The 12,644-nt window shown below is 66.7% G+C and carries 11 protein-coding genes and 1 pseudogene; 7 read left to right on the top strand and 5 right to left on the bottom strand.

Annotated features, from left to right (window positions below; all coding sequences use genetic code 11):
• Window positions 1-37: 37 nt before the first annotated feature.
• A complete protein-coding gene (locus J6U32_RS26495) occupies window positions 38-328 on the bottom strand; it encodes a hypothetical protein (protein ID WP_244332402.1) in 291 nt (96 codons plus the stop codon).
• A 73-nt stretch (window positions 329-401) separates the two neighbouring features.
• Window positions 402-2,861 carry a cytochrome P450/oxidoreductase gene (locus J6U32_RS26490; RefSeq protein ID WP_208792880.1) on the bottom strand — a complete coding sequence of 820 codons (2,460 nt, stop codon included), beginning with the start codon at window positions 2,859-2,861 and terminating at the stop codon, window positions 402-404.
• Between the two features lie 217 nt (window positions 2,862-3,078).
• Between J6U32_RS26490 and J6U32_RS26485 the strand changes: the two genes are divergently transcribed.
• The 6 genes from J6U32_RS26485 to J6U32_RS26460 all read left to right on the top strand — a co-directional run bounded on the left by J6U32_RS26485 (window position 3,079) and on the right by J6U32_RS26460 (window position 8,469).
• Window positions 3,079-3,714 carry a TetR family transcriptional regulator gene (locus J6U32_RS26485; protein WP_208792879.1) on the top strand — a complete coding sequence of 212 codons (636 nt, stop codon included), beginning with the start codon at window positions 3,079-3,081 and terminating at the stop codon, window positions 3,712-3,714.
• A complete protein-coding gene (locus J6U32_RS26480; RefSeq protein WP_208792878.1) occupies window positions 3,715-4,581 on the top strand; it encodes a sulfurtransferase in 867 nt (288 codons plus the stop codon).
• 163 nt (window positions 4,582-4,744) lie between these two features.
• Window positions 4,745-5,755 (top strand): zinc-binding metallopeptidase family protein, encoded by a 1,011-nt coding sequence (locus tag J6U32_RS26475; protein ID WP_208792877.1) that lies wholly within the window; start codon window positions 4,745-4,747, stop codon window positions 5,753-5,755.
• Window positions 5,756-6,320: 565 nt separating this feature from the next.
• Window positions 6,321-7,475, top strand: a complete 1,155-nt coding sequence (locus J6U32_RS26470; protein ID WP_208792876.1) for an LLM class flavin-dependent oxidoreductase — start codon at window positions 6,321-6,323, stop codon at window positions 7,473-7,475.
• Window positions 7,472-7,969, top strand: a complete 498-nt coding sequence (locus J6U32_RS26465) for an NAD(P)H-dependent oxidoreductase (protein ID WP_208792875.1) — start codon at window positions 7,472-7,474, stop codon at window positions 7,967-7,969. Before J6U32_RS26470 ends, J6U32_RS26465 begins: the two co-directional genes overlap by 4 nt.
• On the top strand, window positions 7,966-8,469 hold the full coding sequence (locus J6U32_RS26460) for a flavin reductase family protein (protein ID WP_208792874.1): 504 nt from the start codon (window positions 7,966-7,968) through the stop codon (window positions 8,467-8,469). Before J6U32_RS26465 ends, J6U32_RS26460 begins: the two co-directional genes overlap by 4 nt.
• A gap of 66 nt (window positions 8,470-8,535) precedes the next feature.
• Here J6U32_RS26460 and J6U32_RS27920 read toward each other — a convergent pair.
• Window positions 8,536-8,946, bottom strand: a pseudogene (locus J6U32_RS27920) (DUF3995 domain-containing protein); the annotation flags it as partial.
• 183 nt (window positions 8,947-9,129) lie between these two features.
• Between J6U32_RS27920 and J6U32_RS26450 the strand changes: the two are divergent.
• Complete coding sequence (locus J6U32_RS26450; protein ID WP_208792873.1) at window positions 9,130-10,665, top strand: APC family permease; 1,536 nt, start codon at window positions 9,130-9,132, stop codon at window positions 10,663-10,665.
• Here the strand turns inward: J6U32_RS26450 and J6U32_RS26445 are convergent.
• Both J6U32_RS26445 and J6U32_RS26440 read right to left on the bottom strand, forming a co-directional pair.
• A complete protein-coding gene (locus J6U32_RS26445; protein ID WP_208792872.1) occupies window positions 10,651-11,796 on the bottom strand; it encodes a metallophosphoesterase in 1,146 nt (381 codons plus the stop codon). The genes J6U32_RS26450 and J6U32_RS26445 overlap by 15 nt on opposite strands.
• 118 nt (window positions 11,797-11,914) lie before the next feature.
• Window positions 11,915-12,439 (bottom strand): CGNR zinc finger domain-containing protein, encoded by a 525-nt coding sequence (locus J6U32_RS26440; RefSeq protein WP_208792871.1) that lies wholly within the window; start codon window positions 12,437-12,439, stop codon window positions 11,915-11,917.
• Window positions 12,440-12,644 lie beyond the last annotated feature (205 nt).

Genomic DNA, 12,644 nt, shown 5'->3' with positions numbered 1-12,644 from the left:
GAAGTTAGGCTAGCCCAACTTCGACGACGGTCGCTGGTCAGTCCTGGTCGTGCGGCCAGTTGCCCTGCGTCAGGAGTTCCTCGAAGTTCTTGATGAGGTGCGGGTTCAGATCGGTCTCGACGGCCTTCTCGTAGTCGCCGCCCCACTTGGCGAACCATGCGGCGTCGCGTTCCATTAGGAAGACCGGCCAGCCGTGGGTGATCTCGAGATCGTCGAGGTAGAGGTCGGTCGATCCGTCCTCGCGCATGTACCAGTAGCGTTTGCCCGATTCCTCGAACGCCGCCACTTCTTGCGCCGTCACGTAGTACTCGCCGTCAGCCTGCTTCATATGGCCGATCGTACGGACCATGGCGCCGACCGTCGTCTGCCCGGAGGTGACCTCCGGTTGACGCTGCAGAGTTCTACAGGTCGAGCACCAGCTTCGGCGAGAGTGATCGGGAGACGCAGGTCATGACCGTGTCGCCGCGTTCGCGTTCGGCACGTGACAGCACGGAGTCGCGATGGTCGGGGGCGCCGCCGAGAACGTCGGCCTCACATGTCCCGCAGATCCCTTCCATGCACGACCCGATGACGTCGACACCAGCCTCCTCGACCGCGGCGAAGATCGTCGTGCCCTGTTCGACCGTGACAGTCACCCCCGAGACCGCGCACTCCACCTCGAAGGAGTCGAGTGCGCCCTCAGGTGCGTCGCCGGTCGCGGCCACGAACCGCTCGAGGTGCAGGCTCCCGTCCGGCCATGCTGCGCACTTCTCCTCGACGGCGTCCATCAGCGCGGCGGGTCCGCAGCAGTAGACCAGGGTGTCGGCCCGCGGCTCGCCGAGTATCGCGTCGAGATCGAACCGCCCGCTGTGTTCGTCACCGGCCCAGACCGTCACCCGATCGTCGGCCCCCAGTTCGTCGAGAAATGCCATTGAGTCCCGAGACCGACCGCAATACAACAGGTTCCATTCGGCCCCATCGGCCTGGGCTGCCGCGATCATGGTGCGTACCGGGGTGATACCGATGCCACCGGCGATGAACTCGTATCGCGGTGAGCCGACGAGCGCGAAGTGGTTGCGGGGACCCCTGACCTGCAGGTGCGAACCCTCGGTCAGTTCATCGTGAACGAATTGGGATCCGCCGCGGCCGTTGCGTTCACGCAGGACCGCGACAGTCCATGACGATCGGTCTGCGGGATCTCCGCACAGGGAGTAGTGCTTCGACATCCCCGGACGCAACAGGAGCTCGACGTGCGAGCCGGGAGTCCAGGCGGGTAGCCAACCACCGGTGGGATCGGTCAGGGTGAGCTCGACGACACCCTCGGCCGCGGTCCGCCGGCGGGCCACCCGCAGATCGAGCGTCTGCATTGCCGCACCACGGTTTCCACGAGATGGCCGTGCGGGTATGGGAGCTGAACTGCTTGCCGCCGAACTGCTTGCTGCAGCGTCGTTGTCGCCGGCCTCGCGTAGATGTGTGCGGTAGGGGCCCGGCTTCGGCCGCCTACCGCCGATCGGGGTGAGGCGCACCATCATCGAGCTGTAACCCCGCACGAAGTTCGACTGCACGCGCTCCGGCTCCGCGAGAACCTCGATGTCGTCGAATCGGGCCAGCAGTTCCTCCCACAGAATGCGCAACTGCAATTCCGCCAGCCGGCTCCCCATGCAGCGGTGCGTACCGATCCCGAAGGCCAGGTGGTGGCGGGCGTTGCGCCGGTCGATCACAAAGCTGTCCGGGTCGTCGAACGTGCGCTCGTCTCGGTTCGCCGAGGCGTACCACATCACCACCTTGTCGCCCTGACGGATGAACTGGCCGTTCAGCACGGTGTCGCGTGTGGCGATCCGACGCATGTAGGCCAGCGGGGTCTGCCATCGAAGGATCTCGTGGACCAGCTTCGGCACGAGCCCAGGGTTGGTGCGAAGGCGGTCGAACTGTTCCGGGAACTGGTTGAGCGCGAGCACACCGCCGGTCATCGAGTTGCGTGTGGTGTCGTTACCACCCACGACCAGCAACACGAGGTTGCCGAGGAACTCCATCGGGCGGTTGATCAGGTCGTTGGTGTCTTCGGAGAGCTGCATGAGTGTGATCAGGTCGTACCCGGGCTTCTCGCCGGCCGCCAGACGAGCCGCCTTGTCGTGCCACAGTGCGCTGAAGCTCCGAGCCATTTCGGCGGCGCCCCGATAGATCTCATCGGTGTTGTTGACCCCGCCGGTGGCCGACGCACTGGTGGCCACCAAGTCGGTCCACTGCACCAGCTTGCGTCGGTCCTCGTACGGGAAGTCCAGCAGCGTGGCCAGCATCCGTGAGGTCAGTTCCACACTGACCCGGTCGACCCAGTCGAACGGCTCACCCACCGGCAGCGCGTCGAGGACATCCTGGACCCGCGAACGGATCAGACCCTCCATCTCCTCCAGATTCTGCGGAGCGACAACTCCCTGAACCGCGGCGCGTTGCTGGTCGTGGCGCGGCGGGTCCATCGCGATGAACATCTCGATATCGAGTCCTTCGGGCGGCGCGCCGAGAATGATCTGGGGTTCGGCGGAGAAGGTCTGAAAGTCCTTGTCGACGGTGACGATGTCGTCGTAGCGGGTCACGGACCAGAATGGGCCGAAAGCGCTGTCGGCCCGAAAGTGCACGGGCGCTTCGTCTCGCAGCCTCCTGAAGTAGGGCTGCCACTGTCCTTGACGCCACAAGAACGGATTGCTGACGTCGATCTCGGTGAGATCCAGGTCCGCAACGTCGGGGACCTCCGACGCCTCGAAGCGTGGCTGGCCATCGTCCACCATCAGCCTTTTGGCGCGCTGGAACAGATGCAGGCCCTGGATTTGGCGTTCCATCGGTACCACGACCTGGGCTTTGTTGATGAGTCGATCGACAACGCGCATGACAACCATCGCTTTCGCTGGGTTTCGGTGTTGCCCGACAATAACAGTGCAATTGTCTTCACTGAAGACAAATCAGCATAATTTGTCTTGACGTCGATTTCAGAACGGGTGTGGACTTCTACAGGGGACCGATGAGACCGCCGCGCGGTATTCGTCCCGCCCGTGTGACCTCGACTCTCGCGGTCGGCACGCGGGCCGGCTCGGTAACCTCGTCGAGGTGACCACCCGACAGACCTACGCGGAGGCGAGTAGGGCGCTCCTGCGCACAACTCTGCTCGACGGTCTGCGGGATCTGCTGGTCGAAAAGGACTGGCCGTCGATCACGATGGCCGACGTCGCCCGGAAATCGGGCGTCGGACGCCAAACCGTGTACAACGAGTTCGGTTCCCGCCACGGTCTGGCGCAGGCGTATGCGATGCGCTTGGCCACGGAATTCGCCGACATCGTCGCGTCGACTGTCGCCGAGCGCCCGCACGATATCCACGACGCACTGCACGATGCGTTCGCCGCCTTCTTCGCCGTGGCCGCGGCCGACCCGCTCATCACCTCGCTGCAGCGGGGTGAGGCCAAGCCGGATCTGCTGCGGCTGATCACCACCGATGCCGCGCCGCTGATCACGACCGCGAGCGCGCGTCTCACCGTCATGCTCACCACCTCGTGGCTCGGGCTCGCCGACGACGACGCCGTGCGTATCGCGCGAGCGATCACGCGCATGGCGCTGAGCTACGTGGCGATGCCACCCGAGAGCGGCCGCGATGTCGCCGCCGACCTCGCTGCGGTCATGGCCCCCGCGGTCATCGCGGCCCGCGGCGGCGAAACGGCGACGGGTGCCACCCCGACGACAGAGGAGTGAATGTTCATGGCGCAGAACCTGATCGACGTCGACGCACTGACCGAGGAGATGCTCTCGGACCGTCCGCCGGTGATCCTCGACGTCCGCTGGGCGCTGGGGCGGACCGACGGGCGTGAGCGGTATCGGGAGGGCCACATCCCCGGAGCCGTCTACGTCGATCTCGATTCCGAACTGGCCGACCCGCCGTCGGCCGAACTCGGGCGCCACCCGCTGCCGTCGTCGGATCGCCTGCAGGACGCCGCGCGACGCTGGGGTGTGGACGACTCGTCGCCGGTGGTGGTCTATGACGACATCGGCAACCTGGCGGCGGCCCGCGCGTGGTGGTTGCTGACCTGGGCCGGGCACACCGACGTCAGGATGCTCGACGGTGGGCTCGACGCCTGGCGGTCGGCCGGGATGCGTGTCTCCGCCGGCGACACCGCCGCGCGTCCCGGCACCGTCACCCTGACCGGCGGCGAACTCCCGCACGTGTCGCTCGACGAGGTCGCGCGACTGTCCTCGGAGATCCGGGACGGCCGCGACGACGTGGTCATCCTCGATGCCCGCGCCGGCGAACGGTATCGCGGGGAGACCGAACCGATGGATCCCCGCGCCGGACATGTGCCCGGCGCCGTCAGTGTCCCGACGGCCGGGAATCTCGCCGACGACGGACGGTTCCTGTCACCCGAGCAACTGCGGGAACGGTTCACCGCAGCCGGAGTCACCGAGAATGCGCAGGTCATCGCTTACTGCGGATCGGGAATCAACGCCGCGCACGAGCTCGCGGCGCTGGCCATCGCCGGGTTCTCGGGCACCTTGTTCCCGGGGTCGTGGTCGCAATGGTCCGCCGATCCGGAGTTGCCTGCGGCGGTGGGCCCCACTCCGTAGTGTGATGTCGGGCACTCACATGTGCACATTGGGCCATATGTTCCGACAGAACGATCGATGGGCCAGGTCCGCGTCGAGCATGTGCGGGGCCGCACCCGGACCAATCCAGAGATCCACGCGACCCCGCGATCCACGAGCTCGAATTCACCCAAGGAGTGCAACGTTGCGCGATTTCCACTGCCGTAAATGCGGCCAGCAGCTGACTTTCGAGAACTCGCTGTGTCTGAACTGCGAGAGCAAGCTGGGCTTCCATCTGCCCTCCCGAACCATCCAGGTCCTCGACGACAAGGAGCAGGCGCAGGTCGACGACGCGCTGATCGGGCGCTGCGCCAACAGCGGCGTCGCCGCATGCAACTGGCTCGTCGAGATCGGGGAGGGATTGCCCGCGCTGTGCGAGTCGTGCCGGCTGACCCGCACCCGTCCCGACGACTCCGACACCGACGCCATGGCCGCATTCGCCGAGGCCGAGCTCGCCAAGCGGCGCGTCATCGTCGAACTCGACGAACTGCAGCTGCCGATCTTCGGCAAGGACGAGGACCCGGAGATCGGCCTGGCCTTCGACCTGCTCTCCAGCGCCACCCAACAGGTCATCACCGGCCACGCCAACGGTGTGGTCACCCTCGACCTCGCCGAGGGCGACGACGTCCACCGCGAACAGCTGCGGGTGTCGATGGACGAGCCCTACCGCACCCTCATCGGCCACTTCCGCCACGAGATCGGGCACTTCTATCAGATGGTGCTCGTCGGTGACGGCCCCAATCGCGGGCGCTACGAGGAACTGTTCGGTGATCCCGACGAGGACTATCAGGCCGCGCTCGATCGCCACTACGGCGACGGGCCGCCGGAGAACTGGAAGGATGACTACGTCTCGTCCTACGCGACCATGCATCCCGCCGAGGACTGGGCTGAGACCTTCGCCCACTACCTCCACATCCGCGACACTCTCGACACGGCGGCCGCGTTCGCCCTGGCCCCGGCCGGCGCCACTCTCGACGCCGACCTCCCCGGTCAGGTGGGCTTCGATCGCATCATCGAATGGTGGTTGCCGCTGACCTGGGCGCTCAACCAGATCAACCGCTCGATGGGCCATCAGGACCTCTATCCCTTCGTGCTGCCGCCGAAGGTCCTGGAGAAGATGGAGTTCATCCACGAACTGATCACCTCCGACGACTGAGTGGGGCTCGCCGGCCCCTGGTGGTCCTGCCCGGTGGTCCTTCTTCGGTGGTCGAGGAGTGGGTCGTTTTCCCCGGTGGGCAAGGAGCCGGTCCTTTTCTCTTCGGTGGTCGAGGAGCCTCGCGCGAGCGCAGCGAGCACGAAGCGTCTCGAGACGCCTGAACGCCGACGCTGAAACCCGAAACCAGCACCGGCGCAAGAGGTCTCGAGGCTCCGTCGCTGGCGCTCCTGCGCACCTCGACCAGCGGGAGGGTAGCGCTCGTCGCACGGGTTAGCGGGTGGGGTGGTGCGTAGGTGGGAGTGCGCACCTCGACCACCGGGAATGGGTGCGTCGCACGTCGGCTGGGCGTGCGCCTCGACCACCGGGATGGGAGCGTCGCGTGTCGGTCGGGGGTGCGCACCTCGACCACCGGGACGGGTGGGAGGTCGTCACCCGGTAGCCCCCCGGGTCGCCGAGCCGCGGGGATTGACTCACCGCGCGGAAAACTCTTGGGTGAGCCGCACGGGTCGGGTGCAATGGTGTGGTTGTGCACGGTATCCCCGATTCGGAAGTGGATTGATCAGGCGTGAAGTTTCATTGGTTTCTCCCCACCAACGGCGGCGACGGTCGGACGGTGGTCGGCGGCGGCCACGGGGTGGCGGCGCAGGCCTCGTCGCGACCGGCGTCGGTGCCCTACCTCGGACAGATCGCGCGCAGTGCCGAACAACTCGGCTTCGAGGCGGCGCTCACCCCGACCGGGGCCTGGTGCGAGGACGCATGGGTGTCGACGGCCATGCTCAGCAGCGTCTCCGAGCGGCTGAAGTTCCTGGTGGCCTTCCGGCCCGGTGTCACCGCTCCGTTCCTCTCCGCGCAGATGGCCGGAACCTTCCAGAATCTGTCCGGCGGACGCCTGCTGCTGAATGTGGTGACCGGTGGTGAGGATGCCGAGCAGGCCATGTTCGGTGACTTCAGCACCAAGGAGGAGCGCTACGCCCGCGCCGACGAGTTCCTCGAGATCGTCCGTCGCCTGTGGACCGGGGAGACGCTGACCTTCGAGGGCAAGTACCTCTCGGTGGAGAACGCGACCCTGCACCAGATCCCGGACCCGCTTCCCGAGATCTACTTCGGTGGCTCGTCGGCGGCCGGAATCGCCGTGGCCGCCAGGCACGCCGACGTCTACCTCACCTGGGGTGAACCGCCCGAGGCGGTGGCCGAGAAGATCGCGCGCGTTCGTCGGGCGGCCGCCGAGCAGGGGCGGGAACTGACCTACGGCATCCGGTTGCACACCATCGCTCGCGCGACCTCGGAAGAGGCGTGGGCCGAGGCGGATCGGTTGCTGGAGAACATCTCCGCCGAGGACATCGCCCGCATCCAGTCCGGCCTGAAGCGCTCGGCGTCGGAAGGTCAGCAGCGGATGCTCGCGCTCAACAAGGGTTCCAAGGACGGCCTGGAGATCTACCCGAATCTGTGGGCCGGTATCGGGCTGGTGCGCGGTGGGGCGGGGACCGCGATGGTCGGTTCCTACACCGAGATCGCCGACCTCATCGAGGCCTACCACGACGTGGGTATCGACGAGTTCGTGTTGTCCGGGTATCCGCACCTCGAAGAGGCGTACTGGTTCGGCGAGGGCGTGCTGCCGGAGCTGACCCGTCGTGGACTGTGGGAGCATCCGGCGCCGCCGCGCGCCGCCCGCGCCGCAGTGCCCTTCGGTGCGCCGGTCAAAGCGGTGTCGGCCTCGTGACGACGGCCGTCGTCGTCGGAAATCCCAAGCCGGCCAGTCGAACCCTGGATGCCGCGACGTATGTGGCCACCCAACTCACCGGTGGCGCACCCGATCTCGTCGTCGACCTCGCGACCCTCGGTACAGCGATTCTCGACTGGTCCGACCCGGGGGTCGGCGAGTTGGTGACGCAGGTCGGCGCCGCCGATCTCGTCGTGTTCGCCAGCCCGACCTACAAGGCCGCCTACACCGGCCTCCTCAAACTGTTCCTCGATCGGTTCGCAGGTGGCACAGGGCTTTCCGGTATCGCGATTCCCCTCATGCTCGGTGGTTCGCCCGCGCACTCGCTTGCACCCGAGCTCACCCTGCGGCCGGTGTTGACCGAGATCGGCGGGACCGTCCCCGGTCGCGGGCTCTATGTCGTCGATTCCCGCCATGACGATCCGGAGGCGTACGCCGACTGGTTGGCGGCGACCGCGCCGGTCGTATCCCGATTGCTGGAGGTGCACGCGTGAGCGGGTTCCGAACCAACCAGGACCTCGACGCCGCGCGACTTCGCAAGGCGTTCGGGATCTTTCCCACCGGCGTCGTCGCGGTGGCCGCGGAGGTCGACGGAGCGGTGATCGGCCTGGCCGCGAGCTCGTTCACGAGCGTCAGCCTCGATCCGCCACTGGTGTCGGTGTCGATCGCGAACACCTCGAAGACCTGGCCGGATCTGCGTCGCGCAGATCATCTCGGGGTCACCGTGCTCGCCGACCATCAGGACGTCCTCTGCCGCCAGCTCGCCGGTCCGGTGGCCCAGCGATTCGACGGGGTGCTTCTCAACGCGTCGGACGAGGGGGCCGTGACCCTCGATGACGGTCTCGCGCAATTCGATTGCACCGTTTACCGCGAGGTCGAGGCCGGTGACCACATCATCGTCCTGCTCGAGTTGCACAGCGTCGACCACCCCGAGACCGGCAGCCCGCTCATCTTCCACCGCAGCGGATTCGGTCGGCTCGCCACCACCGCGTGACGAAAGCCGCCGTAGGTCGGCCACTGCCGGTGCGGTGAGCCACATTGCGACGGCCAACGCCACACCCCACGCGAGAAACAGTGGGTCCCAGAGCAATGCGTGGCCTACGGCCGCCGCGCTGTCGAACGGCTCGGGCCGCGGTAGCGCTCCGAGGAGCAGCAGCCCCGCCGTGGTGGTGTTGATGGCGCCCCAGGCGATCAGCGCAGTGGCGCCCAGCCAGTAGCCGGGCCGAAGCAGGCCGGCGCCTGATCGTCGAGCCGTCAGTGCTGGTGCCACGGCCAGCATCGCCTTGGCCATCCCGATGAGAACCAATAACCAACGGCCGTCGGCGAATTGGTCCTCGGAGAATCTGTCCGCAGTCTGCCCGACAGTACTCAGTAGAGCATCGCCACCGAGACCCCAGTAGATGCTGACCCCGGCGTGAACGAGACCGAGGACGGCGGCGATACCCAGAGCGGTGGACGCGCGTGCTGTCATGTACTCATCCTCGGCCGATGCCCACCGTGACACATCCGGTCGAACCCCGGGATTGCACCCCGGAATCGTTGTCGGGGTCAACCCCGAGTGCGTGAGTCGGACCATGTCGGATTCCTGTGGCGCGATGCGTCGCCCACGGCGTGTTCGGTGACGCCAACCCCGGCGGCGGGTTACCGTCGAGCGATGACCGAGAGACCGTCGACCGAGAGACCAAGGACGCAGAGCCGGGGGATCTTCCGGAAGAAGTCGGTTGATACCGTCATCCACCAGAACGACGAGGGGCATCAGCTCGAGGGCGGGCGACTCAAGCAGGCGCTGCGGACCCGTGACCTGATCGGGTTCGGCGTCGGAATGGTCATCGGCACCGGCATCTTCACCCTCACCGGCGTGCAGGCCAAGGACAACGCCGGTCCCGCGATCATGATCTCGTTCGTCGTGGCCGGTGTGATCGCGTTGTTCGCCGCATTCTGTTACGCCGAGCTGGCTTCGGCGGTACCGACCGCGGGATCGTCCTACACCTACGCCTACACCACGCTCGGCGAGATCATCGCCTGGATCATCGGCTGGGACCTCATCCTGGAGTTCGCCCTCGGCGCGGCGGTGGTCTCGCGCGGCTGGTCCGGATATCTGCAGGATGTGTTCAATCTGCCGACGACCTTCTTCGGCGAGAGCTCGACGGTCAACCTCGGAGCGGTGGCGATCGCCCTGGTGCTCGGCGTGGTCGCCACCATCGGTATCAAGGAATCCGGTTGGCTCACCAACGCTTTGGTGTATCTCAAGGTGAGCATCTGCGTGTTCATCATCATCGCCGGGTTGTTCTTCATCAAGGCCGCCAACTACACCCCGTTCATTCCGCCTGCACAGCCGACCGGCGGCGACGGCGGGTTGAGACAACCGTTGTGGCAGTGGGCCACCGGCGTCGAGGCGACGGCGTTCGGTGTGGCCGGGGTGCTGTTCGCCTCGGCGGTCGTGTTCTTCTCCTACAGCGGGTTCGAGATCGTCGCGAATCTCGGGGAGGAGACCAAGAATCCGGCCCGCGCCATGACCCGCGGACTACTCGGCACCCTGCTCATCTGCACGGTGCTCTACGTGGGTGTGTGTTTCGTCGTGGTCGGCATGGTGCACTACACCGACCTCAGTGAGGGCGCGCCACTCTCGGATGCGTTCAATCAGGTGGGCTTGAGCTGGGCCGGCGTGCTCGTCGGTATCGCCGCGGTCGCCGGCCTGACGTCGGTGATCCTCGTCGACATCGTCGGTATGTCACGGATCGGATTCGCGCTCGCCCGCGACGGTCTGGTGCCGCATTCGGCGGGCAAGATCCATCCGAAATGGCAGACGCCGTACCGCATCACGATGCTGACCACCGCGGTCGTCGTGCTCCTCGGTGCCTTCGTCCCGCTCTCCGCACTTGCCGAGATGGTCTCCATCGGAACGCTTTTCGCATTCCTGGTCGTGTCCATCGCCGTCCCCGTCCTGCGTCGAACCCAACCGGAGATGAAGCGTCCGTTCCGGGTTCCGTGGTCGCCGGTACTGCCGATCATCTCGGCGATCTGCTGCGCGGGTCTGATGATGAACCTTGCGATCGAGACCTGGATAAGGTTCGTGGTCTGGCTGGTGATCGGCTTGGGCATCTACTTCTTCTACGGTCGCACGCACTCCAATCTGGCTCGTGCGAACCGGGATTCGACGATCACGGCCGAGGAGTCACCCGCGTCGTAGCGTCAGCATCGTCACCTCGGGTGGCGCACCGACCCGCACCGGTGGCCCCCAGGCGCCGGCGCCGCGCGTCGTGTACAGCGTCGTCTCGCCGACCCGGTCGAGGCCCTCGACCGACGGCTGCTGCAGCGGCACCAGATAGCGAATGGGCCAGATCTGACCGCCGTGAGTGTGACCCGAGAGTTGCAGATCCACACCGAGATCCGAGGCCTGCAGTGCCTGCCGGGGTTCGTGGGCGAGCAGCAGGCGAAAGCGTTGCGGGTCACTGCCGGCCAGCGCGCCCGCCAGGTCGGGCCGGTACGGTTCGGGCGCGCTGTAGTCGTGGATGCCGACCACGTCGATCGTCGCCCCGCCCCGGCTGACGGCGACGCGCTGGTTGCGCAGCGTGGTCACGCCCACCCGCTCCCACTCGTCGAGCCATCGTCCGCCGTCGTCGCTGTAGAACTCGTGATTGCCGCTGACCCCGAACACCCCGAGCGGTGCGCGTAGCGCGGTCATCGGCGCGAGATCGCCGGAGAGTTCGGCGACAGTGCCGTCGGTGAGGTCACCGGCGATCGCGATCAGGTCCGGCCGCTGCGCGTTGACCAGGTCGACGACGCGCCGGGTGAAGTCGGCGTCGCGGGCCGGTCCGACGTGCAGATCGGAGATGAGCGCCACCCGCGTGCCGTCGAAGGATTCGGGCAGGTCGGCGAGCCGGATCTCGGTGTGGGTGACTCGCGGGTCGGCCGCCTCGACCACCCCGTACGCGGTGAGTGCGACGGCCGTGACGGCCACGGCCCCGGTCGCCACCCGGACCGCCTGCAGGCGTCGGCGGCGTCGCTCACTGGCGAGCTCGTTCGGTGACCGCCGGAGGACCAGCCGCCAGATGAACGCGCCGATACCGATCACCGCCAACCCGAGTGCCAGGTACAGCACCGTGGCCAGCCAGGTCAGCCCGAGCCACGCCAGGGGACGAAACGTCGAGGGATTCAGTCCGCGCCCGGTGGCGATACCGACGACGGCCAGCGCCCAGAACACGACGAGCAGGGCGCCGGCGATCACCGACCAGGGGCGCGGCAGGGCTGTGGCCCGCACCAGGCGACGATGCAGCCAGAAGGTGATGAGCGCGAGGAATACGGCGAAGAAGACAATCATGGCAAGTTGCCGCGAACACTACCGCAGAACGGGTGGGCGGCGGCGAGCACACCTCTTCGAATCGATGACCCGCGACCACACGCTGACGCCGGTCGCGAGACGATTCGCTTCGCGACCGTCACCCGCGCATGGCCTCGCGGTGTCGCCTGGCCGCCATCCGATTACCGCACACCGAGGAGCAGTAGCGCTGACGGCCGTTGCGCGACACGTCGGCGTACACTCGGTCGCAGTTGTGAGCCGCGCAGATTCCGATGCGGTCGATACCGCGCGCGGCCAGATGGACCGCGGTGCCCACCGAGATCAGCGTCGCCAGCGACCGGCCGGCAGAGATGTTGTCATCGCGAAAGTGCAGGTGCCACCCCGACGCGGCGTGATCGGTGAGGCGAGGGGCCGACGCATGTGTGGCGAGAAGTGCGTTGAGACGCGTCGAGCGCGACACGGAGTCGGACGCAGCAGCAACGTCCCTCCATTCGGAGATGAATTCGGCGGTGAACGAATGGTCTCGTGATGTGGGCTGTCCGGTATCGAAGACGAACCCTGCGTCGACACAACGCATTACCAACGAATCGAGATCGGCCGGCCACTGATTGGCCAAACTCGCGCCGAGTTGCACCGCGCTTCGACCGTCATGGTTGAAATGCATAAAGCCATTACATCACAGTGGTGGGCATGGAAGCCTACGAATGCGTACACGGGTGGGTCCGCGTATCGCGCCACCTTGTTGCCGATGGTCACACGACATACGAGCGCTGTGTCCGGTGCGGACGGTGGCGGGTGGTCGGAAGTACCCAGCGGAGCCGGGTTTTCGATGCATGACCGACGAACGAGGCCACAGAGTCCATGATGGA

Source organism: Gordonia polyisoprenivorans, from assembly GCF_017654315.1.
GTDB classification, from domain to species: Bacteria; Actinomycetota; Actinomycetes; order Mycobacteriales; family Mycobacteriaceae; genus Gordonia; species Gordonia polyisoprenivorans_A.
This window is presented reverse-complemented; position numbering and strand designations above follow the sequence as displayed.